A 24,958-nucleotide genomic window follows, 5' to 3' on the forward strand; every position below is an offset into this window, starting at 1 on the left:
GCCCCGGATTTGCGATGTTCAACCTGTTCCGCTCGTCCAAGACCCGTGCGATGTCGCGCGCGACCATCGAGCGCCTGTATGGCGCGATCGTGGCACAGTCGCGGCGGGCGGACTTCTACACCGACTTCGGCGTGCCCGATACGCTGGAAGGCCGGTTCGAGATGGTGGTTCTCCACACCGTTCTCGCCTGCCATCGCCTCAAGGGCGGCGACACGCTGGAACGCTCGCTCTCGCAGGACATCTTCGACGCCTTCGCGGCGGACATGGACGCCACCATGCGTGAGCTCGGCGTGGGCGACCTCACCGTGCCCAAGAAGATGAAGAAGGTCGGCGAAGCCTTCTTCGGCCGCGCCGCGGCCTATGACGCGGCCCTGGCCCATGCGGACGACGCCGCCCTTGTGCAGGCGCTTTCCCGCAATATCCTTTCCACCGGCGAAGCTCCGCCTTCGCCCGAAGCCGTCGCGCTGGCCGCCTATGTGCGCGCCGCCGTGGCGAAGCTCCGCGCGACGCCTACTGAAATCCTGGCCCGCGGCGTCCTGGACCTGCCCGACCCCGCCCGGCGGGAGAGCGAGACATGACCGATCTACCCTATTCCCATCCCTTCTCCGTCACCGACCTGCCCCCCGGCGGCTTCGACCTGGAGCTCAATCCCGACGCCGCCACCTGCGCCGCCCTCGCCCGTCATGCCGGCGTGCTTGCGGTGGAGCAGCTCGTGGCCAGGCTCCACCTCGCGCCCGAGGGCGCGGCAGGGGTCCATGTCACCGGCCGCCTCACCGCCACGGTGCGGCAGACCTGCGGCGTCACGCTGGAGCCGTTCGACGCGCCCCTGTCCGAGGGCATCGACGTGCACTTCGTGCCGGCCGGCACCTTCAGGCCTGCCGACACCGACGAGGAGAACGAGATCGACCCGCCGGACGAGATCCAGGACGGGCACATCGACGCCGGGGCGCTGGTGAGCGAATTCCTCGCTTTGGGCGTCGATCCCTATCCGCGCAAGCCGGGCGCGGTGTTCGAGCCGCCGGCCGAGGACGTGGCCGCGGCGTCGCCCTTCGCCGCGCTCGCCCGCCTGAAGGACGGCGAGTGACGCGAATTTTACGGCAGAGCCCCTTGAATGCCGGGAGCCAGTTGCGATGCGGGCGCGAGACGCTATTGTCCGCGCGCCGAAGCGTCAGGCGTCATGCGGGGCGATTGTCCCTCCCCAGGCGCCGCGCCGATGAACCCGCAAGAGATCCCAAGGACACCTGCCTGAGATGACCGCATCCGTCCGCATCGCCCTCGACGCCATGGGCGGCGACCATGGACCCGAAACGGTCCTTGCCGGAGCGGAAATCTCCCTCGGCCGCCATCCCGACATCGCCTTCGTCCTGTATGGCGACGAAGCGCGCGTGCGCGAGGTGCTGAAAAACCACCCCAGGCTTGAAGCCGTTTCCCGCATCGTCCACACCGACGTGGTGGTGGGCATGGACGACAAGCCGAGCCAGGCCCTGCGCCGCGGCCGCTACAAGTCCTCCATGTGGCGCGCCATCGACGCGGTGAAGCTGAAGGAGGCGGACGTGGCCGTCTCCGCCGGCAATACCGGCGCGCTCATGGCCATGGCCAACTTCAACCTGCGCACCATGCCGGGAATCAGCCGCCCCGCCATCGCCGCCATCTGGCCGACCCTGCGCGGGGAAAGCGTGGTGCTGGACGTGGGCGCCTCCATCGGCGCCACGGCCAAGAGCCTGGTGGAAATGGCAATCATGGGCTCGGCCATGGCGGAGGTGCTGTTCGACATCAAGGCGCCCACCGTCGGCCTGCTCAATGTGGGCGTCGAGGAGATCAAGGGCGTCGAGGAAGTGAAGGAAGCCGCGCGCATCCTCCGCGAGGAGAATGTGGACGTGAACTATCACGGCTTCGTCGAGGGCAACGACATCGGCGCCGGCACGGTGGACGTGGTGGTGACCGAGGGCTTTTCCGGCAACATCGCGCTGAAGACAGCCGAAGGCACGGCCAAGCAGCTCGCCGCCTACCTGCGCGCCGCCATGGGCCGGACCCTGAGGGCCAAGATCGGCTACCTGCTCGCCCGCGACGCCTTCCGCATCCTGAAGGAAAAGATGGACCCGCGCCGGGCCAATGGCGGGGTGTTCCTGGGCCTCAACGGCATCGTCATCAAGAGCCACGGCGGGACCGACGCGGAAGGCTTCGCCGCCGCCGTCGATCTCGCCTACGACATGGTGCGCAACGAGCTGCTCGCGCGCATCGAGAAGAGCCTCGTCGGCCGCCAGCCGCCGGGCATCGCAGAATGCCGGCCGCAGGTGGCGGGGGTGGAAGGGCAATCGTGAGCGGAATCAGGTCCGTCGCCCGGGGGTCCGGGTCCTATCTCCCCGAGAGGGTTCTCTCCAACGACGATCTCGCGCGGCGCATCGACACGTCCGACGACTGGATCGTGCAGCGCACCGGCATCCGCCAGCGCCACATCGCCGCCGAGGGCGAGTTCACCTCGCACCTCGCTTTGAAGGCCGCCGAGCGGGCCCTTGCGGACGCGGGCTTCGCCGCGCGCGACATCGACCTTATCGTGCTCGCCACAGCGACGCCGGACCAGACCTTCCCCGCCACGGCGGTGACGGTGCAGGCGGAGCTTGGCATCACCCGCGGCGCGGCGTTCGACATTCAGGCGGTGTGCTCCGGCTTCGTGTTCGGCCTCGCCACCGCCGACGCCTACCTGAAGACCGGCGCCTTCGAGCGGGCGCTGGTGATCGGGGCGGAAACCTTCTCCCGCATCCTCGACTGGGAGGATCGCGGCACCTGCGTGCTGTTCGGCGATGGCGCCGGCGCCATGGTGCTGGAGGCGGTGCGGGCGGACGACGCCCACGGCGCCGGCATCCTCACCTCCCACCTGCGCTCGGACGGGCGGCACCGCGCCAAGCTGTTCGTGGACGGCGGCCCCTCCAGCACCGGAACGGTCGGCCACCTGCGGATGGAAGGCCGGGAGGTGTTCAAGCATGCGGTGGGCATGATCACCGACGTGATCGAGGATGCCTTCGCCGCGACCGGCGAGAGCGCCTCGAGCATCGACTGGTTCGTGCCCCATCAGGCCAATCGCCGCATCATCGACGCAAGCGCGCAGAAGCTCGGGATTGCAACCGAGAAAGTGGTGACCACCGTGGACTGCCACGGAAATACCTCTGCTGCGTCGATTCCGCTGGCGTTCGACGTGGCGGTGAAGGACGGGCGCATCAAGAGGGGTGATCTGGTACTGCTGGAGGCGATGGGCGGCGGCTTTACCTGGGGATCGGCGCTGTTGCGCTGGTAATTGATTTAAGTCGTTGACCGCCCTTGGCATGCGCGGCTAGTTTGCGGTGCACTTTCCTTCGCCAGTGACGGGTAGCCTGGAACGTGCGGTGATCGTTCCGTCACGTTCGTGATGCTTACTCGGTTAATTATTGCTCGACTTCTGCGAGCCTATCCATCGAACGGTGCTTCGAGCGGATCGCGCTATCTTTCTGGGGCCGGGGTGAAATATGGCTGGTCGGACCGTGACGCGGGCGGATCTGTGTGAGGCCGTCTATCAGCAGGTGGGGCTGTCCCGTACCGAATCCGCCCAGCTGGTGGAGATGGTGCTGAAGGAGATCGCCGATTGCCTGGCTCGCGGTGAAACCGTGAAGCTCTCGTCCTTCGGCTCCTTCGTGGTGCGCGAGAAGGGCGAGCGCGTCGGGCGCAATCCCAAGACCGGCGAGGAAGTGCCCATCGAGCCTCGCCGCGTCATGGTGTTCAAGCCGTCCAGCATCCTCAAGCACCGGATCAACGGCACCGTCGGCGACGGCGCCGACGAGGACTGAGCCCCGAGGACGAGCCTCCGCAGGCCGCCCCGCCCAACGGGCAGGGGACAAGCCGCGGCCGTTCCCCGCGCCGCCTGTTGCCGCAACTTCCCGCCCGCCGCGATCGCCCGTATGATTCCGCCAGGAGATCGGGGCGATTCGGTCGATTGAGGCGGGAGACAAGGTGGGCGACGCGCGCGAGACGGAGAAAGCTCCGGACGCCTTCCGGACCATCAGCGAGGTCGCCGAAGACCTGGCCCTTCCGCAGCACGTCCTGCGCTTCTGGGAAACGCGCTTTCCCCAGATCAAGCCGGTCAAGCGGGCCGGCGGCCGGCGCTTCTACCGGCCGGAGGACGTGGACCTCCTGCGCGGCATCCGCCACCTGCTCTATACGGACGGCTTCACCATCAAGGGTGCGCAGCGCATCCTGAAGGATCAGGGCGTGCGCTATGTCCAGGACCTCGGCATCGAGCGCGAGGTTGCGGTCATGCGGTCGGCCAGGCCGCAGCGCGGGGAGGCGGGGGAGGGCGTGACCTTCGGCGGCCTCCTCGGCCTGCTGCCGCGCCGCCGCCCCAAGGCGGGCCATGGCGGCCGGGGCGGGGAGGACGACGTGCTCCCCGACCTGCCGGACGTGGCCGAGCTGCCCTTGCCCTTTCCGGATGCCGAGGCCGACCGCGACCTTGCGGACGAGCCGCCGGAGCCGCCCATCGTGTTCCGGCAGCCGCCCCGCGCCCGCGCCCCGGAGCCCATGCCTCCGGAGTCCAGGCCGCCCGAACCCAGGCCGCCCGAGCGTCGCCGCGGTTTCGACGCGCCGGAGGCGGGCCAGCGGCGCGAGCCGACCCTCGGCGAGGAACCGCCGCATCCGTCCTCCGACGAGCCGCGCGGAGCGCCCCGAATGCGCGAGCGTGTCGAGCCGGTGCTCGCCCCGCAGCGCCCGAGCCGCGGCCCGGCCGCGCGTCTGCCCCATCGGGAGGGAGAGGGCGCCGGCGCGGCGCCGCCGCATCCCGCCGCGTTCGACGATCCGCTGCTGCCGTTCCTCGAGGACATTCCCGTGGCGGCATCCGCCGTGTCCGAGCCCATCGAGGCGCGCATCCAGCGCCTGCGCGCCCAGGAACGGCGCCCCCTGCGGCCGCACGAGATGCCGGAGGATGACGGGCCGCCGGAAGAATACATCCCGCCGCGCGCCCGCCGCGCGCCCCCCCGGGACCTTCCGCAGGAGCAGCCCCTACGCCCCGTCGCGCACGCTCCCATGCCGCCCACTGCACCACGCCGGGCGGCATGGGAGGCCGACGCGTATCCCCCGGAAGAGCGCCGGCAGAGCGAAGGTCGGCAGGACGCGCATTTGGACGGCGCCGGATTCGAGGACGAGCCGCGCCCGGATCGATTTCCTCCGCGCGCCCGGCGCGCCCCATCCGAGCCGCCGCCGCGCGGACCCGCACGCGAGCCGCGTCGCAATCGCGCCGTGCAGGATGAAGAATGGCGGCAGACGGATTGGGTGGAGGCGGCATGGCACGACAGTGTCGCGGACGAGGCCGGTCCGGCCGCCTCCGACACGCCTCCAGACGACGAGCCGCTTTATCGCCCCGTCGAACGCCATGCCACGCCACGCCACGCCGCCATGGCCGCCGATCCGGAGACCGAGATGATGAACGAGGAGCGGCGACGGCCCCCCCTATCGCCGCCTCGGCCGGAGCGGCGCGAGCCCTCCATCGCCGCGCCAGAGTTCCGGCCGCAAGAACAGTGGCCGCAGGAGCACCACGCGCAGGAGCACCGCGCGACCGGGGGTCGTCCGCCGGCCTCTGCGGCGTCCATGTCCATGCCGCCCCACGCCCGTCCTATGACGGGCTGGGCCGACGAGGAGGTGCGGCGGGTATGGGATGAAGGCTGGGGGGAGGGCGCTCCCCAGTCGCTGCCACGGGCGACCCGTATCGGCCCGCTCATCGGCCCCATCCACGAGGACGAGCCCCAATCGGACGTGCTTCCGGAGGCCGAGCAGCGCCGCATCGCCGAGCGCATGGCCGGCCGGGCGGCCCCCGCGCCCGAACCCTATGTGGCGCCACAGCGGCGTTCGCCGCCGCCCTGGAGCCGGGGCGAGGCCCCCCTGGACCTGCCCAATCCCGCGTTCCGCGCCGAACCCGCCTCTTATGTGCCAGAACCGGAGCCGCCGGTGCAGCGCGCGCCGCGCGAGCCGCTCCGGCCGGGTCCGCCCGAGCAGTATCTGCCGCCGCACCTCAGATCGGAGGCGCGCATGACGGGACAGGCTCCCATGGCCGCGCCGGCGCTCTCGCGCGACGACGTGCATCGCATGCAGTCCGCGCTCTATGAGCTTGGCGAATGTCGCCGGCTGATGGAGGAGGTGCTGGCGCCGCGAAACACGGACCGTCCGGGGGGGTGACGCTCCCCCGCGCCGGAGCCGCGCCTGGCGCAGCCGGATCGCGCATCCCGCACGTTAAGGACCGAAAACGCCGAGGCCGCGCCGGAGAGTGCCTCCATCCTGACGCGCGGCCTCGTGCGACCATTAAGCTCTGAAAAATGCCGCCGGTGTCAGTTCACCACGTTGAGGGCGACCCGGGTGATGCCGGAGCCGGTGAAACCGAGTTCCGAGGCGGCGGCCCGGGACACGTCGATCACCCGGCCGCGGATGTAGGGCCCGCGATCATTGATGCGCACGACGACGCTGCGGCCATTACGCAGGTTGGTCACGCGCACCTTGGTGCCAAACGGCAGGGAGCGGTGCGCCGCCGTCATGGCGGAGGGGTTGAAACGCTCACCGCTCGCGGTGTTCTGGCCTTGCCAATAGTAAGAGGCGACGCCGGTGGAGGTGTCCGCTTTCGCCGGGCTCGAGACGGCCATTCCGGCCGAGAGAGACAGGGCGGCGCAGGACAGGACCACGCGAATCTTCATGCGATCAATCTTCCGTGTAATTTCGGATGATCGCCGAATGACGACGCAATGGGGCGACAGCGTCCCGATTTGCCGGCCAAAAGGTGACGATTCGCCTTTCCGGATCACAATTCTGCCGATATTCGATACCTCCACGGCAATCCAAAGCTGTGGCTTGGCCGGCAAATGCATGTTGCTGGGGAGAGCATGGGATAGCTGCGCAAGAGGGGCTTGCCCCTGCCGGAGCGATGGTCTAAGCCTCCGATCCTCGTCGGAGCGTAGCGCAGCCCGGTTAGCGCACTAGTCTGGGGGACTAGGGGTCGGAGGTTCAAATCCTCTCGCTCCGACCATTCCTTCTCCGAAGCACCCATACCTTCGGTTCGGTCCCGTCGTCGTTGCATCACCGCAGCGGCGAGGGATGCCCCTTGCCCGCATTGTCGCGTGCAATGCAGCATGCGACCGCTCCTCGCTCCCAAAGGCGGCCCCGGTAAGGCTGGTCATCCGCGCCGCCCGTGCCCGGGCGCTCTCGCGTGGACCGGCGACATTCCCAGGTTACCGGTATTTCCTCATCTGATGATGCAGGCGAATCACTTAACGTAAGCAACAGCAAACACGCTCGTTTTCGCGGTTGAGACAGAGTGCGAGGGCGACTCACGATTTCGCGCGCCACGGCATCCGGCGCGGCGTGCTGTAGCGCGCTTCAGTGTGACTGAATGGCATTTTGGCGTCCCGGGTGTGACTCCGGAGCGAATCTGGATCAGGCTGCGGCCCGACTCCGCCCTGACCCTTGATCCGAGCAGCAGACGCAGCGAGGTCACGAGAGACATGCCATTGCCTGCCGAGCCATTGCCGGGCCAGCCCTTGCCCGGCGAAACCGGCCCAAGCCTCACCTTCACCATCCTGGGATGCGGCTCGTCGGGCGGCGTGCCACGGGTGGGGCAGGGGTGGGGCGCCTGCGACCCCCTCAACCCGCGCAACCGCCGCCGCCGCTGCTCCATGCTCGTGGAGCGCATCGGGCCGAGCGGAAAAACCACTGTCCTGGTCGATACTTCACCGGACTTGCGGGAGCAGTTGCTCGGCGAGGGCGTGACCCATATCGATGCCGTCCTCTACACCCATGAGCACGCGGACCACACCCACGGCATCGACGATCTGCGTCCGCTCGCCATCCACCATCGCCGCCGGGTGGACATTTTTGCGGATGAGGATACCTCCCGCATGCTGCATCAGCGGTTCGGCTACTGCTTTTCGACGCCCCCGGGCAGCGCCTATCCGCCTATCCTCACGGAACATCGGTTCCGGGAGGGCAGGGAAATCGTGGTCGAAGGGGCAGGCGGCCCCATCGCCGCCCTGCCGTTCCGCCAGCGCCACGGCGACATCGATTCCTTCGGCTTCCGCTTCGGCGACGTGGCCTATTCCAGCGATGTGAATGGACTGCCCGAGAACAGCCTGGGCCGCCTGCATGATCTGGATGTGTGGATCATCGACGCGCTGCGCGAGACGCCTCATCCGTCGCACTTCACCCTTCAGGAGGCACTCGATCATGTGGCGCTCGTGAAACCGAAACGGGCGATCCTCACGAACCTCCATACCGACCTCGACTATGCCGCTCTGGAAGCACGCCTGCCGGCGACCATCGTCCCGGCCTATGACGGCCTGCGCTTCGAGTCCCGCATCCGCCACGCGACGGCGCCAGCCAACGCCACGGCAGGCAGTTGACGTACGGCACGATCTTCACCCTTCGGCCTTCATGCAGGTCCTCGAATGATTCGCGCGATGGATCGGCTTTGTTCTTCAAGCCTCTGTTTCAATTTATTCTTTTTGTGAAGATTCAGACTGGCTGAAGGTCATCGGCAACCGCCTCGCAGGCGGATCCAGCAGGCCCTCCTCCCGGTTGGATTGGAGTGATAGTTCCATAATATCTCTTCTGCGAATCATGGGATCAGGAGTCTGAACCTCCTGCCCGCGACTCGCCCATGGGTCCGGGCGCACCGAAGCCGGGCCGTTCCGGCCCGGTCCGGCCCGGATTTCCGGCGCTGGTCAGGAATGCTGCACCTTGAGGTCGATGAGCGGCGTGCCATCGAGGCAGTCGAGCCCCCGTACCTCGACGCGAAGGCCATCCACGCCCACCAGCCGCACCACCGACGAGGCAACCGGGTTCGGCCGCACCGGCGAGCGCAGGGCGAAGGTGCCGCGCGTCTCGCCGTCATGGCGCGGGCTCTGGAGCACGAGGTCGCGCCGCGCCCGGTTCATCCAGTACAGCACCTGCAGGCGCGGGCAGTCGGCAACGCCGATCAACGCCTCGGCCCAGCGGGGATCAATCTCCAGGACGCAGACCGGCCCCTCCTCCGGGTCGCCACGGCGGGGACAGGCACCCCGCTCGCTCCAGGGCGTGCGGATGCGGCCGATGAAATAGAGGCCGGCATCGAAGCGCTCCGGCAACGCCACGGCCTTTTCCCCCGGACGGATATCCTCATCGACTGGGCCGGCGGGCGCGATCTCGACCATGGTCTCTTCCTCTTCCAGGCTGGGCGGAGCATAGGACGGCACAGCATGCGGTAAAGGTGGCGCCGCGCACCAGATCGCCGCCCCGCTTCGGAATGGAGAAGCCTATGGATGCCTCCCGCGACATCGCGCGCCTCATCGAGATCATGGCCGCCTTGCGCACGCCGGGGACCGGCTGCCCGTGGGACCTGGAGCAGACCTTCGCCACCATCGCGCCCTACACGCTGGAGGAGGCCTTCGAGGTGGCCGACGCCATCGCGCGCGCCGACATGCCGGACCTCAAGGACGAGCTGGGCGACCTGCTGCTGCAGGTGGTGTTCCACGCGCGGATGGCCGAAGAGGAGGGCGCGTTCGATTTCGGCGCCGTGGTGGAAGCCATCACCGCCAAGCTCATCCGCCGCCATCCCCACGTCTTCGGCACCGCGCGGGATCTCTCGCCAGACGAGGTGAAGGGCCTGTGGGCGCAGATCAAGGCCGAGGAGAAGCGCGAGCGCGCCGCAGCGCGGGCGGCGGCGGGCCTACCGGAGGAGACGACGCAGAAGGGCACCCTCGCCGGCGTGCCCCTCCCCCTGCCTGCCCTCACCCGCGCGCTGAAGCTTCAGGAGAAGGCCAGCCGCGTGGGCTTCGACTGGAACGATGCGCGCCAGGTGCTGGCCAAGATCCGCGAGGAGACGGAGGAAGTTGCCGAGGCGCTCGATGCCGGCGGCACGGCGGCGATCCGGGACGAGATCGGCGATCTCCTGTTCGCGGTGGTGAACCTCGCCCGGCACGCGGGCGTGGACCCCGAGGCGGCGCTGCGCGGCACCAACGACAAGTTCACCCGGCGTTTCGGCCATGTGGAGGATGAACTTGCCGCCGCCGGGCGGGCTCCCGGGCAGGCGAGCCTCGACGAGATGGAAGCCCTCTGGCAGGCGGCGAAGCTCAAGGAGCGCGCGTGAGAAGCCCGGTCGGCGCCCCGGCGGCGCGCTTCACATCTGGTGGACGCGGCGAACACCGAAGCGGCGGGTGACAAGGCCCGCCTGGTCCGGGGGAATGCGCAGGGCCACGTGAACGGCGCCATCCTCGCTCGTGGTGCGCTCCAGGACCTCGCCGTGGCGATAGAGCCAGCCGAGCCCCTCCCCGTCCTCCACCGCCAGCGTCACCGAAACGGTCACCCGTCCCGCGGTGATACGCCGCTCTATGAGGCCAAGAAGGTCGTCCGTCCCCTCCCCCGTCAGCGCGGAAACCGGAACCGGCGCCTCGGCGCCACCGCGCGCGGCGCGGTTCTCGACCGGCTCGCGCTCTTCCGGCGCCAGGCGGTCGATCTTGTTCCACACCTCGATCACCCGCCCACCGGGCTGGGGATCGACGCCCAGATCCTCCAGCACGTCGGCGACATCGGCCGCCTGGGCGTCGGTGTCCGGGTGAGAGATGTCGCGCACGTGCAGGATGAGGTCGGCTTCCAGCACCTCCTCCAGCGTGGCGCGGAAGGCGGCGACGAGCTGGGTCGGCAGTTCGGAAATGAAACCCACCGTGTCGGAGAGGATTATGCGGGTACCGTGGGGCAGATCCACCGCGCGCAGCGTCGGGTCGAGGGTGGCGAAGAGCAGGTCCTTTGCCATCACCTCCGCCCGGGTCAGGCGATTGAAGAGCGTGGATTTGCCCGCATTGGTATAGCCCACCAGCGCGACGATGGGATACGGCACGCGCTTGCGGCTGGCGCGGTGCAGGCCGCGGGTGCGCTTGACCTGCTCCAGCTCCTTCTCGATGCGCACGATGCGCTCGCCGATGAGCCGGCGATCCGCCTCGATCTGCGTCTCGCCCGGTCCGCCGAGGAAGCCGAAGCCGCCACGCTGGCGCTCGAGATGGGTCCAGGACCGCACCAGGCGCGAGCGCTGGTAGTTGAGGTGGGCAAGCTCCACCTGCAGCGCGCCCTCCTTGGTGCGGGCACGCATGCCGAAAATTTCAAGGATCAGCGCAGTGCGATCCACCACCTTGGCGGACCACGCCTTTTCCAGGTTGCGCTGCTGCACCGGGGACAGCGCCGCATCGAAGAAGACGAGGTCCACGGCCTCCGTCTCCACCACGCCCGCCAGCTCCTCCACCTTGCCGGTGCCGAGAAAGGTGGCAGGCCGGATTTCGGACAGGGGAACGATCGCGGAGAAGACCACGTCCAGGTTGATGGCGGCGGCAAGGCCCACCGCCTCCTCCAGCCGCGCCTGCGGGCTGCGCCGCTCGGGTGCGCCGCGGGTGACCCGCTTCGCCAGCGACGGTGTGATGACGGCGCAGCGCGTCGGCGGCGCGCGACGGTCGATGCCGCCACGGCCGTCCTCGCGCGCAGACAACACCTCGGGATGTTCACCCGATGAAGTGGGGTCCGACGCTCCGGCTACCGCAGCTTCGACCTCGGGCGCGCGGGATTTCGCGGCCCGAGTCGCCCCGCCCCCGGACGTGTCGGTCCGGGTCGTGGCGTCACCCCTGGCCCCCAGCTTGGATCCTGTCTTCAACGTCGCTCCGGCTCCCTTGCCGGACCCCTTGCCGGTGCCACGCCCCACAGCGCCTTAAGCCTTTTCGCCTCCATCGTCGGAGGGATCGAACAACTGCACCGGGTGACCCGGCATAATGGTGGAAATGGCGTGCTTGTAAACCAGCTGGGAATGTCCGTCGCGGCGCAGAAGCACGCAGAAATTATCGAACCAAGTGACGACGCCCTGCAACTTCACCCCATTCACCAGGAATATCGTGAGAGGTGTCTTGTTCTTGCGGACGTGATTGAGAAAAGTGTCTTGGAGATTTTGTGTCCGTTCCGCCGCCATTTTCGTATCCGTTTTTTTGGCGTTGAGGCCCGGTGGCGGACGCAGATCAGCGCCGTTCCGCCACGCGAGAGTTGGCAGGCTAGAATGGCACAGCTCCATGGCGGCGCAATATTATTTTGCTCCGCAGCATGGGCGTGGCCGTGGATACGTCAGGCCAATTCTGAAAAATCGTGGAATTTCAGTCGCAAAGACGTCGCAATCGGACCGGGGATCCCCTCCCCCACCACGTGGCCGTCGATGCGCACCACGGGCATGACCACCGTTGTGGCCGCCGTGATGAAGGCCTCGGCGGCCTTCAGGGCTTCCGCCACGGTAAAGGGACGTTCCTCCACAGCGTAGCCCAGATCGGCCGCCACCTCGAGCACCACCGTCCGGGTGATGCCGCGCAGGATCCCGCTCTCCGCCGGGCGGGTGACGATCTTTTTCTGCGGGGTGACGATCCACGCATTGGTGGATGCCCCCTCGGTAACGTTGCCCTCCGCATCCACGAACCAGGCTTCCCGCGCGCCGACCTCCTTCGCCTGCTGCTTGGCCAGCACGTTGGGCAGGAGCGAGGTGGACTTGATGTCCACCCGCGGCCAGCGGTTCTCCGGCACGGTAATGACGGCGACGCCCTTGGCCGCCAGCGCCTCCTGTCCCCTGCGGTCGGACCGGCGCGCGGTGACCACGACGGACGGCCTGGTACCGGCCGGCGGGAAGGCATGGTCCCGCCGCGCCACGCCACGGGTGACCTGGAGATAGACGAGCCCGTCCCGGACCCCGTTCCGCCGCACCACCTCCTCCAGCACCCCGGCCAGGGCGGCCCGGCTCATGGGCGCGGCGATGGACAATTCCCGCAGGGAACGCTCCAGCCGGTCGAGATGGCGCCGCTGGTCCACCAGACGGCCGTTCCACACCTCGCACACCTCGTACACGCCGTCGGCGAACTGGTAGCCGCGATCTTCCACATGAACGCTGGCGTGGCGGTGGGGCAGATAGCGACCGTTGACGTAGGCGATGCGGGACATGGGCAGAAACGCTTCTCAGGTACGCCAGATGGCGAGATGGACGACGACGAGGAGGCCGATGATCTCCAGCCGTCCCGCCACCATGCCGAGTACCGCCACCACGACGGAGCCGGCCGGCAGCGAGGACAAAGGCGGCCAGCCGCCGCCCCCGGCGTCGTAGACGGGTCCCGCGTTGGTCACCACGGCCGCAGCCGCGGCCAGCGCCGCGTCGAGGCCCGGCAGGCCCGGGCTCAGGGCGACGACGCAGACGCCGAAGACAAGGGCGAGGCTCGCCGCGCCGGCCCAGATGCCCAGCATCACCGGGCCCCCGCCCTCATAGGCGGCCGGCTGCACGAGGTGGGGATAGACGAGCCGCATCAGGCCGCCGCGGGTGTTGAGGAGAATGGCGCGCAGCCGGTGCATCTTCAGCCCGCCCGCCACCGACAGCGCGCCGCCGCCCAGCAACACCACCAGGATGACGAGGCCGAGCGGCAGGCTGGCATAGGTGCCCTCGCGCGGGCCGATGCCGCTGGTGGAAATGAGCGAGGCGGCCGAGAACAGGCCGTCGCGGACCGCCTCCAGGGACGGCACGTCGGCCGAGCGATAGAGGATGGCGCCGAGCACGATGCCCAGCACCGCCCACCAGCCGAGAATGACGAGGCTTTCCGTCTGCTCGGGGGCGGCATTGATGCGCCGCGTCAGCAGCGCGCGGTGCCAGCGCACGCTGGTGGCGCTCCACAGGAGGAAGGGCAGCAGGAGCCATTTCGGGCTCTCGTCCAGTGTCAGGGCCAGCTGGGCTTCCGGCGGCAGGTGCGCCCCGGCGGAAACCACCGCCGTCGCCAGCGTGAAGGCGACATAGAGGCTCTCGCCGCCGACCATCAGCAGGACGAGCGCGAGGATGGTGGCGCCGAGATAGGCGGGACCGATCTCGCGCAGCACGGCCGACAGGTCGACCGCGTCGAGGGTCGTGCCGCCGCGCGGGGTGCGGTCCGGCAGGCCGCCCAGGCCCGCCGGCGCCAGCACCGCCACCGCCGCGACAATGGTCAGCAGGCCGCCGGCCCATTGCAGCAGAGCGAGCCACACATAAAGGCTGGCCGGCCCCTGCTTGAGCGCGCTCGCCCCGGTGGTGGTGAAGGCGGACACGGCCTCGAACCAGGCGGCAAGCGGCGGCAGGCCGGAGACGATGGCGACCGCCGGCGTCGCCGCCAGCGGCAGCAGCAGCCACAGGCCCGCCACCAGCACCACGCCGCCCGCGCGCGTCAGGCGCAGGGTGCCCTGGGGCAGGTCCTGCGTGGTGAAGCGCAGCAGCCCCGCGAGGAACAGGCAGAAGCCGAAGGTGGCGAGGAAGACCGGCGCATGCCCCTCCCCGCCGCGCGCCGCCACCGCCGCCGGCGGGAGCGCGAGGAGGCCGACGGTGAACAGGCCGGCGGCGAGCGGGCGGGCGGCGTTGATCATGGGCGCCTTGTGGTCGGCAGAACGCGGGATCAGAAGAATTCGAGCGCCACGCGGAACAGCTGCTCCACGCGCTTGATGCGGTCGGCGAGGGCGAACAGCACCACCCGGTCGTGGGCGCGCACGACGAAGTCGCCGCGGGGCAGCAGCACCTGCCCGTTCCGCACGATGGCGCCGATGCGCAGCCCCTCCAGAAGGTCCAGGTCCTTCAGAGGCTTGCCCACGAGTGGCGAGGTCTCCAGCGCCTCCGCCTCGATCATCTCGCCGGAGCCGTCGAGCAGCGCGTGCACGCCGCGGATGCGGCCGCGCCGCACATGCTGGAGCACCTTGGAGACGGTGATCTGGCGCGGGTTCACATGGGCGTCGATGCCGAGGCCGCGGGCGAAAGTGGCGTAGCCCTGCTCGTTCAGCAGCGCGAGGATGCGCTTCGCGCCGATCTGCCGGGACAGCAGGCAGGACAGGATATTGATGCGGTCGTCATTGGTGAGGGCGATCATGGTGTCCGCCTCGCGGACGCCCGCCTCGTCGAGGATGGCCCGCTCCAGCGCATCCCCGTTCAGGACCACGGTGCGCGAGAGCACCTCGGCGATGGTCTGGGAGCGCTCCCGCGAGAACTCGATCAGCTTGACCCGCGCCGCCGCGTTGCGCCGCTCCAGCTCGCTCGCCACGTAGAAGCCGATATTGCCGCCGCCGGCGATGACGATGCGCTGGCCCGGCACCTCGTCGTGCCCGAGCAGGGACAGCCCGCGCTGCACCTGATCCGCCTGGGCGACGAAATAGACGATGTCGCCGATGGCGAGCTGATCATTGCCGCGCGGCACCAGCGTCTTCCCGTTCCGGCTCACGGCCACGATGGTGGCCGGCATGTCCGGAAACAGCTGGGTGAGCTGTCTGAGCGGGGTATCCACCACCGGGCAGTCCTCGCCGCACAGTGCGCCCACCACCTGCACCGCCCCGTCGGAGAAGCTCACCGTGTCGGTGGCGCCGGGCAGGGACAGGCGGCGCAGCACCATCTCGCCCACCTCGATCTCCGGCGAGATGATCACGTCAATGGGCAACTGGTCGCGGGAGAACAGGTCGCGCCATTCGGGCGCGAGATAGGTCTGGGCGCGGATGCGGGCGACCTTGGTGGGAACATTGAACAAGGCGTGGCCCACCTGGCAGGCCACCATGTTCACCTCGTCGTGGAGCGTCACGGCGATGAGCATGTCGGCCGCTTCGACGCCGGCCCGCGCCAGCACGTCCGGATGGGAGCCCTGCCCCACCACGCCGCGCACGTCCAGTTGCTCGGTCACCATCTGGATGCGGCGTGGGCTCGCGTCGATGATAGACACGTCGTTCTGCTCACCGGCGAGGCGCTCGGCGATGCCGAACCCCACCTGGCCCGCGCCGCAGATCACGACCTTCATGAACCCTCCCCCGGCCCTCGAACCGATCGCGACCGTGCCGGCCGCCCCCGAGCCAGCGCCTATTTCAGGCACTGCGTCAACTGCTTCGTTAGCCTACGCCGAGAGCCTTAAGCTTTCGATGAAGGGCCGAGCGCTCCATGCCGACGAATTCCGCCGTGCGTGAGATATTGCCGCCGAAGCGGTTGATCTGGGCGGCAAGATATTCCCGCTCGAACACCTCGCGGGCCTCACGCAACGGCAGGCCCATGAGGTGTTCGCCGCCATTGCCGTTGGGCAGGTTCGGCACCAGCGCGCCCACGTCGGGGGGCAGCATGGCTGCGGTGATGGTAGCCTCCGTGTCGCCGCCGGCCAGGATGAGCAGGCGCTCCACATTGTTGCGCAGCTGGCGCACGTTGCCCGGCCAGTCGTGGGACTGGAGCACCGCCATGGCATCCTCGCCGATGGGCCGGCGCGCCAGGCCCGTCGTCTGCGAGATGGTGTCCACGAAGAACTCCACCAGGTCCGGGATGTCGTCGCGCCGCTCAGCCAGCGGCGGCACGCGGATCGGGACCACCGAGAGCCGGTGGTAGAGGTCTTCGCGGAAGCGGCCCTTGGCGATCTCCTCCTCCAGGTTGCGCCCGGTGGAGGAGATGATGCGCACGTCCACGCTCACCTTGTCGTTGGAGCCGATGCGGGTAAAGGTCTGCTCCACCAGCACGCGCAGCACCCGGTTCTGGGTCTCGCGCGGCATGTCGGCGATCTCGTCGAGGAACAGCGTGCCGCCGTGGGCCTCGTCCAGCGCCCCGCGCTTGGGCTCCCGGCCCTCCCCTTCGGCCACCCCGAACAGCTCGAACTCCAGCCGCTCCGGCGTGATGGCCGCCGAGTTCAGCACCACGAACGGCCCCTGCGAGCGGGTGGAGGTGCCGTGGATGAGGCGGGCGGTCAGTTCCTTGCCGGAACCGGAGGGACCGACGATGAGAATGCGGCTGTTGGTGGGTCCCACCCGTTCGATGGTGGCCTTGAGCTGCTGGATGGCGCTGGAGCGGCCCACCAGCAGGCGGCCGTGGGGGGTGAGCTGCTTCAGCTCCTTCAGCTCGCGCTTGAGGCGCAGCGTCTCCAGCGCCCGCTCGGCCACCATCACCAGGCGGTCGGCATTGAACGGCTTCTCGATGAAGTCGTAGGCGCCGCGCTTGATGGCGGCCACCGCCGTCTCGATGTTGCCGTGGCCGGAGATCATCACCACGGGCACCTCGGGGTGCTGGGCCTTGATCTCGTTCAGCAGCTCCAGCCCGTCGAGCCTCGAGCCCTGCAGCCAGATGTCGAGGAAGACCAGATTGGGCCGGCGCGCGGCAATGGCCGCGAGCGCGCCGTCGGCGTCCCGGGCGGTGCGGGCCGCATAGCCCTCGTCCTCCAGGATGCCGGCCACCAGTTCGCAGATGTCGGCTTCGTCGTCCACGATGAGGATGTCCATGGCCATGTATCAGGCCCTCCCTGTCTCAGGGACCGGTTGCGCCCCGCCCGCGCCGGCCGGTGGTTGCCCGTCCGCCCGCATCCGAAGCCGGATCCAGGCCCCCCGGCCCTCGGGCGAATCATTCAGTTCGATGGAGCCGCCGTGCTCCTCCATGATCTTGCCCACGATGGCGAGCCCGAGCCCGGTGCCCTTCTCGCGGGTGGTCACGTATGGCTCCAGCAGCCGGCTGCGCTTTTCCTTGGGCAGGCCGGCGCCGTTGTCGATGATGTCGATGATGTGGTCCTCGCCTTCCGCCGCGACCCGCACGCGGATGCGGCCCGGACCGCGCTCGGCCTCGGGCACCGCCTCGATGGCTTCGGCAGCGTTCTTGAGGATGTTGGTGAGCGCCTGGGAGATCAGGCGCCGGTCGAACCGCGCGGGCATGGATGAGGGCAGCTCCGCTTCAAAGGTCACGCCCGGATGGCCCACGCGCATGAGGAACACCCCCTGGCGCACGGTCTCGGCGAGGTCCTGCGCATCCACGACGGGCTTGGGCATGCGGGCGAAGGACGAGAATTCGTCCACCATGCGCCCGATGTCGCCCACCTGGCGGATGATGGTGTCGGTGCACTGGTCGAACACGTCGCGGTCCTGGGTGATGTGGCGCCCGTATTTGCGCTTCAGCCGCTCGGCGGACAGCTGGATGGGCGTCAGCGGGTTCTTGATCTCGTGGGCGATGCGCCGCGCCACGTCGGCCCAGGCGGAGGTGCGCTGGGCCGAGATGAGGGCGGTGATGTCGTCCAGCGTGACCACCCAGCCATGGTCATCCGCCGTGGACTGCTCGGTGGTGACGCGCACGGCGAAGATGCGCTCGCGGCCCTCGCGCTGGATGGTGATGTTGCCCTGGACCACCCGCTGGCCGGCACCGGCGGCCTCGGCCGCCACCGCCTCGGCCACGAGGTCGCTGGTCTCGGGCACCACGTCGGCGAGCCTGCGCCCCAGCGCCTCGGCCTCGGTGAGGCCGAGCAGCTTTTCGGCCGAGCGGTTGAGGATGGTGACCCGGGCCTCGGCATCGAGGCCGATGACTCCCGCGCCGACGCCGGAGAGCACCGCCTCGGTGAAGCGGCGTCGGCTGTCCATCTGGTCGCGCGCGGTGACCAACGCGTTGCGCTGGGTCTTCAGCTCCACCGTCATGTTGTTAAAGGTCTCGCCCAGCGTGGCGAGGTCGCCCTCGGCCCGGTTCACCGGCACCTGCACGTCCAGGTTGCCCGCCGCCACCCGGCCCGCCGCCCACATGAGCCGGCGGATGGGTGAAACCAGCCACTTGGAGAAATTGATGCCGAGCCAGACCGCCGACAGCAGCACGATGAGCGTGACGATGGAATACATCAGCGCGAAGGCGAGCTGCACGTTGAAGCGCCGCTCCTCCAGCGCCCGGTAGTCGGCGAGGGTGTCCTGGGTGACCTTCAGATAGCCGATGACCCGGGGGTCGATGGGCCGCGCCACATAAAGAAACAGGTCGTCAAACCCCGCGATCGGCGCCACGGCACCGACGAAGTCCGCGTCCGACGGCAGGTAGATGATGGGCTGCTCGGAGGTCGCCTCGTTGATGGCGATGTTGCCGGGGACGATATATTCGCGGTCCGTGCGCAGGTTCGCCCGCTCCACCACGGAGAGGTCGCGGCGGACAATCTGGGCGCCCGGAACGTTCCGCAGCGCCGCCTGGGCGGTGAGGATCTGCCGGAACTTCTCGATATCGCTGTCGTAGAGCTGCTTCATCCGCGACAGGTCGTTGCTCATGGCGAGCACGTCGCCGCGGATGGAGAGCGCATGCTCGCGCACATAGGTCTGGGCCACCGAGGCGGCGGTGCCGACGATCTCCCGGGTGCGGCCGGAGAAGTAGCGGTCGAGGCTGCGGTCGAGGGTGAGGCTGGCCACCAGCGCCACCACGATGGCCGGCACCACCGCGACGCCCGCGAACAGCCCGACAATGCGCACATGCAGCCGTGACGCCGCCCGGCCCCGCGCCCGCGCCCGCAGGATGCGCCACACCTCCCGGCCGATGATGGCCAGCAGGATGAGCACCGCGATTCCCGACGCGGTGAGCACGCCCACCACCACCTGCGGCGTCGGCACGATGGAGGTGAGGCCCATGAGGATGAGGAAGGTGGCCACCGCCAGCACCAGCGACAGGACCACGATGGCCGGCGCGAACAGGCGGGCGGTGATGCCGCGGCGCGGCGCAGACACTTCCGTTGCGTCCTTCACCGGCGCGTCCATCATCAATGTCACCCGTTCCCCCGGTCTGCCGCCGCCACGCATGCGACTCGCGCTGCGAAGGTGATGCAGTGGAACGACACTGGTGCAAAAATGTGACAGAGGGCAAGCGGGTGGCCCTAATTGCCGCAACCGGGGCAAGAGGTTGGTAGCCCGGTCCCTTCCGCGAGGGTTTTGCACAGGACGGCGAACGCCCTGTCTTCCTCGGCAAATGGCTCATGCATCTCACGTCAGCCGCGATTCGCCTGGGTCGGGCGGACGGGCGGAACCCTGCGTCGTCATGTCATGGAACACGGCGACGCCACGTCCGGATGGGAGACCGGGCGTGGTCGCGCTCAAGGTTCGGCCCTCCCTGGCGAGGGCCTCAGGCTGGGGCCGTGCCCGTCCCTACCGCGAGGTGCGGATGACCTGGATGTCCAGATCCCGGATCTTCTTGCGCAGGGTGTTGCGGTTGAGGCCGAGGAGTTCCGCGGCCTTGATCTGGTTGCCCCGCGTGGCTGCCAGCGCGGCGGACAGGAGCGGATATTCCACGTCCTTCAGGATGCGGTGATAGAGGCCGGGCGGCGGCAGATCCTCGCCGAAGCCGGAGAAATAGGTGTTGAGGTGCCGCTCCACCGAGGCCGCAAGCGTGGCGTCCACCGGCCCTTCCTCGGAGAGGGCGCTGGGCATGGGCTCCGACAGCTCCGCCTCGATGATGGCGGGGGTGATCACCTCCTGCGGATAGAGCGCCGCGAGGCGCCGCACCAGGTTTTCCAGCTCGCGCACATTGCCCGGCCAGCGGTAGCGCTTCAGGCGGTCGAGGGCCGCGGCGTCGATCTGCTTGGCCGGCAGGCCCTCCCGCTCGGCCTGGAGGAAGAAGTGGCGCACGAGGTCCGGCACGTCCTCGGAGCGCTCGCGCAGGGGCGGCAGGCGCAGGGGCACCACGTTGAGGCGGAAGAACAGGTCCTCGCGGAACAGGCCCTGCTGGATCAGGGTGCGCAAATCCTTGTTGGTGGCGGCGATGATGCGCACGTCGGTCTTAATGGGCGTGCGCCCGCCAACGGTGGTGTATTCGCCTTGCTGGAGCACGCGCAGCAGGCGAGTCTGCGCCTCCATGGGCATGTCGCCGATCTCGTCGAGGAAGAGCGTGCCGCCCTCCGCCTGCTCGAAACGGCCGGGATTGCGCGTGGTGGCGCCGGTGAACGAGCCCTTCTCGTGGCCGAACAGCTCGGATTCGATGAGATCACGCGGGATCGCCGCCATGTTGATGGCGACGAAAGGCCCCGTGCGGCGCTTGCCGTAATCATGGAGCGCGCGGGCCACCAGCTCCTTGCCGGTGCCGCTCTCGCCCGCGATCATCACGGTGAGGTCGGTCTGCATCAGCCGGGCGAGGAGGCGATAGATCTCCTGCATGGCGGGCGAGCGGCCCACCAGCGGGATGTTGTCCTGCTCCTCGTGGGAGTGGTGGTGCCCGTCGCCCTTCTTCGGCTCCGCCAAAGCGCGCCCGACGATGGAGATCAGCTCCTTCAGGTCGAACGGCTTCGGCAGATATTCATAGGCTCCGCGCTCGGAGGCGCGGATGGCGGTCATGAAGGTGTTCTGCGCGCTCATGACGATGACCGGCAGGTCCGGCCGCGCCTTCTTGATGCGCGGCAGGAGGTCGAAGGCGTTTTCGTCGGGCATCACCACGTCGGTGATGACGAGGTCGCCGTCGCCCTGGCTCACCCAACGCCACAGGGTGGCCGCGTTGCCGCAGGAGCGCACCTCGTAGCCGGCGCGGGAGAGCGCCTGGTTGAGCACGGTGCGGATCGCGGCGTCGTCGTCGGCGACCAGGATGCTTCCGGTAGGCATCGACACCTCAGTTATCCTCTTGAGCCGTGCTCTTGCCGCGATACATGGGCAGGAGCACGCGGAAGGTTGTACGGCGGGGCTGGCTGTCGCATTCGACGATGCCGCCGTGGTCGCCGATGATCTTCGCCACCAAAGCAAGACCGAGACCACTGCCGGTGGGCTTGGTGGTGACGAACGGGTCGAACAGGTGGGGAATGAGGTCGTCCGGCACGCCCTTGCCGTTGTCCCGGACACAGAACTCCAGAGGCAGGCTCACCCGCGTGGAGGCGCCGGGCACCGTGAGGCGCACGCCCGGACGGAACGCGGTGGTGAGCTGGATCTCGCCGTCCTGGTCGCCGTCGATGGCCTCGGCCGCATTCTTCACCAGGTTCAGGAACACCTGGATCAGCTGGTCGCGGTTGGCGAGCACCGGCGGCAGGGACGGGTCGTACTCCTCCACGATTCGGATATGCCGGGCGAATCCCGAGGCGGCCAGCGTGCGTACATGCTCCAGAACCGCATGGATGTTCACCGGCTCGCGCTCCACCGGGCGCTCGTCGGAGAACACCTCCATGCGGTCCACCAGCTTCACGATGCGGTCCGCCTCCTCGCAGATGAGGCGGGTCAAGGCCCGGTCCTCGTCGTCGGCGGACTGTTCCAGAAGCTGCGCCGCGCCGCGGATGCCGGACAGCGGGTTCTTGATCTCGTGCGCCAGCATGGAGGCGAGCGCGCTGACCGAGCGGGCGGCGCCGCGATGGGTCAGCTGGCGGTCCATTTTGTCGGCAATGGTGCGCTCCTGAAGCATCACCACCACCTGGTCCGGATGCTCCGAAACCGGCGCCACGTGGATATCCACGATCCGCTCGCCGCCGTTGCGCGGGGTGCCGAGGTCCACCCGATACTCGTTGACCGGCGCGCCGCGCTGGCGCACCTGCTCGATAAGGCCGAGGAGCGGCGTGCCGAACGGCACGAAATCACTGAGGGGCCGGCGGCGCAGCAGCGGCGCGCTCACCTCGAAAAAGGCCTCGGCCGCCACGTTCGCCGCCGCCACATGCCCGTCACCGGTGATGGTGAAGACGGGGTGCGGAACGGCGTCCAGGATGGCGCGCGTCATCGCCGGGTCCTTGCCGCTATCCTGATCAGCCTTGCGCTTCTGATCCATCTTCCGTGTGTCTTGCTTTCTGGCTTCGGCCGTCATGCCGCGGCCCTCCACATGATGTCGTCGAAGGCATCGACGATGCCCGCTTTCACCTCGGCGGGATCGTCGAGGACGAGGAGGCGCTTGCGCCAGCGCGCCACGAAGGCGGCGCGCGCCTCGCCCGAGCCGGCGGCCACCGCATCCAGTGCCCAGCCCACATGCTTGCGCGCCTGCCGTACGCCCAGCGCCCGGCCATAGAGGCCGAGCCAACCCTCGTAGAGTTCCAGCAGCACGGCCCGCTGCTCGTCCAGCGGCGGATCCTCCGCAACCCGCACCCCGGCAATGGCCTGCGCCACCCGGCCCGGAAACCACGGCCGCCCCTGCGCGCCCCGGCCGATCATGACGCCTGCCGCGCCGGAGGCCGCGAGAATCGCGGGGCCGTCGCCGGTCGCGACCACATCGCCATTGGCGACCACCGGGATGGAGACGGCATCCTTCACCGCGCGGATGGCGGTCCAGTCGGCCCGGCCCGTATAGAACTGGCAGCGGGTGCGGCCGTGAATCGTGATCATGGCCAGCCCGCTCTCCTGGGCCATGCGGGCAAGATCGACGGCGGTGGATGCCCCATCGTCCCAGCCAAGCCGGGTCTTCACCGTGACCGGCACCGCGACCGCGCTGCGCACCGCGTCGAGAATCGCGCCGGCGAGCGGCAGGTCCCGCAGCAAAGCGGCGCCGGCCGCGCCGGTGGTGACGCGCTTGGCCGGGCAGCCCATATTGATGTCGATGATGCCGGCGCCCGCCGCCTCGGCGACGCGGGCGGCCTGCGCCATCAGGCGCGGATCATTGCCGGCGATCTGCACGGCATGGAGCGGCACGCCTTCCCCTTCCGCGCGCAGGACCATCTCGGGATGACCCTCGAGGAGCGCCTCGCTCGCCACCATTTCTGATATGACGAGCCCGGCGCCGTAACGGACGGCCATGCGCCGCACCGGTGCATCCGTGATTCCCGCCATGGGGGCGAGGATCACAGCGTTGGGCAGCGCGTGGGAGCCGATCCGCAACGCCGGAATGGAAAATGCGACAGTCTCTTGCACAGAAATTAGGCCACCTCGGTTCTGCCTACATCTTAGACAAGTGCACGGCACACGCAAGGGCAGTCTGCGTGGAAGTGCAGCGCAGCAGGATCGCAACCGCCGCCCCTTACCGGCAGCAGGCCGCCAACCCGCTCCGGAACAGGAACCGGCCATGAGTGGCGCCACCCGCGATGCGGCGACTCCAACCTGCATTGCCATCGTGGTTGCCGCTGGCCGCGGCACACGCGCCGGTGGCCCGCTGCCGAAACAGTACCAGATGATGGCAGGTGAGCCGGTGCTGCGCCGCACTCTACGCCTGTTCGCGTCGCATCCCCAGATCGCGGCCGTTCTCGCGGTCATCCATAGCGATGATTCTGTCCGCTTTGCGGACACAGCGCGCGATCTGCCCAAGATCTTGGCACCGGCCTTCGGTGGCGCGACTCGACAGGCGTCTGTTCGCGCGGGACTGGAAGCCCTTGCCGCTGCGGGGGGCATGCGTCCGGACCTGGTGCTGGTGCACGATGCGGCGCGCCCCTACACGTCGCCGGACCTCATCGCCCGCGCGGTGGCGGCGGCCGGCGGCGCGGATGCCGCCATTCCCGTGCTGGCCGTGACCGACACCGTGAAGCGGGTGGATGCCGACGGCATCGTGGCCGAGACCCTGGACCGCGCGGCGCTGCGCACGGTGCAGACCCCGCAGGCGTTCCGCTTCGCGGCCCTGCGCGCCGCCCATGCCGCCGCCGCGGCGGCCGGGGTGGAGACGCTGACCGACGATGCGGCGGTGATGGAATGGGCTGGCCATCCCGTGGCCACCTTCGAAGGCGAGAGCACCAACGTGAAGCTGACCACCCCCGACGACATGACCCGCGCCGCCGGTACCCCCGTCAACGCGCCCTTGGCCGATCTCGCCGACGTGCGCACCGGCACCGGCTTCGACGTGCACGCCTTCGGACCCGGCGACCATGTGATGCTGGGCGGCGTCGCCGTGCCCCACACCGCCGGGCTCATAGGCCATTCGGATGCGGACGTGGGCCTTCACGCCTTGACCGACGCACTCCTCGGCGCCCTGTGCGACGGCGACATCGGCGCCCATTTCCCGCCCTCCGACCCGCAATGGAAGGGGGCCTCCTCCGACCGCTTCCTCGCCCATGCGGTGGAGAAGGTGACCGCGCGGGGCGGGCGCATCGCCCATCTCGACCTCACCCTCATCTGCGAGGCACCGAAGGTGGGGCCGCACCGGGACGCCATCCGCGCCGCGATTGCGCGCATCACCGGCGTGCCCCTCGCCCGCGTGTCGGTGAAGGCGACCACCACCGAGAAGCTCGGCTTCACCGGCCGGCGGGAGGGCATCGCCGCCATGGCCAGCGTCACCATCCGCCTGCCGTTCGAGGACGCGGCGGAGGGC

At 69.1% G+C, this 24,958-nt stretch carries 20 protein-coding genes, 1 tRNA gene and 1 pseudogene; 10 read left to right on the forward strand and 12 right to left on the reverse strand.

Features of this window, described 5'->3' with window-relative positions:
* Positions 1-14: 14 nt before the first annotated feature.
* From K9U40_RS08460 to K9U40_RS08485, 6 genes and pseudogenes are all read left to right on the forward strand, one after another.
* Positions 15-578, forward strand: a complete 564-nt coding sequence (locus K9U40_RS08460; RefSeq protein WP_282889773.1) for a ubiquinol-cytochrome C chaperone family protein — start codon at positions 15-17, stop codon at positions 576-578.
* Positions 575-1,084 (forward strand): YceD family protein, encoded by a 510-nt coding sequence (locus K9U40_RS08465; protein ID WP_282889774.1) that lies wholly within the window; start codon positions 575-577, stop codon positions 1,082-1,084. Before K9U40_RS08460 ends, K9U40_RS08465 begins: the two co-directional genes overlap by 4 nt.
* Before the next feature lie 166 nt (positions 1,085-1,250).
* The gene (gene plsX, locus K9U40_RS08470; RefSeq protein WP_282889775.1) at positions 1,251-2,321 is read left to right on the forward strand and encodes a phosphate acyltransferase PlsX; all 1,071 of its coding nucleotides are present in this window, start codon (positions 1,251-1,253) and stop codon (positions 2,319-2,321) included.
* On the forward strand, positions 2,318-3,292 hold the full coding sequence (locus K9U40_RS08475) for a beta-ketoacyl-ACP synthase III (protein ID WP_282889776.1): 975 nt from the start codon (positions 2,318-2,320) through the stop codon (positions 3,290-3,292). Before plsX ends, K9U40_RS08475 begins: the two co-directional genes overlap by 4 nt.
* 208 nt (positions 3,293-3,500) lie before the next feature.
* Entirely contained in the window at positions 3,501-3,818 is a 318-nt protein-coding gene (locus K9U40_RS08480; protein WP_282889777.1) for an integration host factor subunit alpha, read from the forward strand.
* Positions 3,819-3,981: 163 nt separating this feature from the next.
* A pseudogene (locus K9U40_RS08485) lies at positions 3,982-4,260 on the forward strand (MerR family transcriptional regulator); the annotation flags it as partial.
* Between the two features lie 2,081 nt (positions 4,261-6,341).
* Here the strand turns inward: K9U40_RS08485 and K9U40_RS08490 are convergent.
* On the reverse strand, positions 6,342-6,701 hold the full coding sequence (locus K9U40_RS08490; RefSeq protein ID WP_282889778.1) for a septal ring lytic transglycosylase RlpA family protein: 360 nt from the start codon (positions 6,699-6,701) through the stop codon (positions 6,342-6,344).
* Between the two features lie 251 nt (positions 6,702-6,952).
* Between K9U40_RS08490 and K9U40_RS08495 the strand changes: the two genes are divergently transcribed.
* Together K9U40_RS08495 and K9U40_RS08500 are read left to right on the forward strand one after the other, a co-directional pair.
* Positions 6,953-7,030, forward strand: a tRNA-Pro gene (locus K9U40_RS08495).
* Between the two features lie 475 nt (positions 7,031-7,505).
* On the forward strand, positions 7,506-8,399 hold the full coding sequence (locus K9U40_RS08500) for an MBL fold metallo-hydrolase (protein ID WP_282889779.1): 894 nt from the start codon (positions 7,506-7,508) through the stop codon (positions 8,397-8,399).
* Positions 8,400-8,720: 321 nt separating this feature from the next.
* On the opposite strand, the gene K9U40_RS08505 is transcribed toward K9U40_RS08500, so the two are convergent.
* On the reverse strand, positions 8,721-9,188 hold the full coding sequence (locus tag K9U40_RS08505) for an SAM-dependent methyltransferase (protein WP_282889780.1): 468 nt from the start codon (positions 9,186-9,188) through the stop codon (positions 8,721-8,723).
* A 104-nt stretch (positions 9,189-9,292) separates the two neighbouring features.
* Here K9U40_RS08505 and mazG point away from each other — a divergent pair, with 104 nt between their 5' ends.
* Positions 9,293-10,123, forward strand: coding sequence for a nucleoside triphosphate pyrophosphohydrolase (gene mazG, locus K9U40_RS08510; protein WP_282889781.1), 831 nt, complete (start codon positions 9,293-9,295; stop codon positions 10,121-10,123).
* Between the two features lie 30 nt (positions 10,124-10,153).
* Here mazG and hflX read toward each other — a convergent pair whose 3' ends face one another.
* The 10 genes from hflX to dusB form a co-directional block, all read right to left on the reverse strand.
* Positions 10,154-11,509: a GTPase HflX gene (hflX, locus tag K9U40_RS08515; protein ID WP_282889782.1), complete on the reverse strand. Its 1,356-nt coding sequence runs from the start codon at positions 11,507-11,509 to the stop codon at positions 10,154-10,156.
* A gap of 216 nt (positions 11,510-11,725) precedes the next feature.
* The gene (gene hfq / locus K9U40_RS08520; protein ID WP_282889792.1) at positions 11,726-11,980 is read right to left on the reverse strand and encodes an RNA chaperone Hfq; all 255 of its coding nucleotides are present in this window, start codon (positions 11,978-11,980) and stop codon (positions 11,726-11,728) included.
* A gap of 149 nt (positions 11,981-12,129) precedes the next feature.
* Positions 12,130-12,987 (reverse strand): D-amino-acid transaminase, encoded by an 858-nt coding sequence (locus K9U40_RS08525; protein WP_282889783.1) that lies wholly within the window; start codon positions 12,985-12,987, stop codon positions 12,130-12,132.
* Between the two features lie 15 nt (positions 12,988-13,002).
* A complete protein-coding gene (locus K9U40_RS08530) occupies positions 13,003-14,421 on the reverse strand; it encodes a potassium transporter TrkG (protein WP_282889784.1) in 1,419 nt (472 codons plus the stop codon).
* Between the two features lie 29 nt (positions 14,422-14,450).
* Positions 14,451-15,827, reverse strand: coding sequence for a Trk system potassium transporter TrkA (gene trkA, locus K9U40_RS08535; RefSeq protein WP_282889785.1), 1,377 nt, complete (start codon positions 15,825-15,827; stop codon positions 14,451-14,453).
* Positions 15,828-15,915: 88 nt separating this feature from the next.
* A complete protein-coding gene (locus K9U40_RS08540; RefSeq protein ID WP_282889786.1) occupies positions 15,916-17,283 on the reverse strand; it encodes a sigma-54-dependent transcriptional regulator in 1,368 nt (455 codons plus the stop codon).
* Between the two features lie 3 nt (positions 17,284-17,286).
* Positions 17,287-19,539 (reverse strand): sensor histidine kinase NtrY-like, encoded by a 2,253-nt coding sequence (locus K9U40_RS08545; RefSeq protein WP_282889787.1) that lies wholly within the window; start codon positions 19,537-19,539, stop codon positions 17,287-17,289.
* A 381-nt stretch (positions 19,540-19,920) separates the two neighbouring features.
* The gene (gene ntrC / locus K9U40_RS08550; protein ID WP_282889793.1) at positions 19,921-21,363 is read right to left on the reverse strand and encodes a nitrogen regulation protein NR(I); all 1,443 of its coding nucleotides are present in this window, start codon (positions 21,361-21,363) and stop codon (positions 19,921-19,923) included.
* 7 nt (positions 21,364-21,370) lie between these two features.
* The gene (locus K9U40_RS08555) at positions 21,371-22,456 is read right to left on the reverse strand and encodes a two-component system sensor histidine kinase NtrB (RefSeq protein ID WP_432715912.1); all 1,086 of its coding nucleotides are present in this window, start codon (positions 22,454-22,456) and stop codon (positions 21,371-21,373) included.
* An 80-nt stretch (positions 22,457-22,536) separates the two neighbouring features.
* Positions 22,537-23,574 carry a tRNA dihydrouridine synthase DusB gene (gene dusB, locus K9U40_RS08560; RefSeq protein ID WP_282889789.1) on the reverse strand — a complete coding sequence of 346 codons (1,038 nt, stop codon included), beginning with the start codon at positions 23,572-23,574 and terminating at the stop codon, positions 22,537-22,539.
* Between the two features lie 151 nt (positions 23,575-23,725).
* On the opposite strand from dusB, the gene K9U40_RS08565 reads away from it, so the two are divergent.
* A partial coding sequence (locus tag K9U40_RS08565; RefSeq protein ID WP_282889790.1) for a bifunctional 2-C-methyl-D-erythritol 4-phosphate cytidylyltransferase/2-C-methyl-D-erythritol 2,4-cyclodiphosphate synthase occupies positions 23,726-24,958 on the forward strand: 1,233 nt, incomplete at its 3' end.

Origin of the sequence: Xanthobacter autotrophicus (assembly GCF_030015065.1) — a bacterium.
Taxonomy (GTDB): Bacteria; Pseudomonadota; Alphaproteobacteria; order Rhizobiales; family Xanthobacteraceae; genus Xanthobacter; species Xanthobacter autotrophicus_D.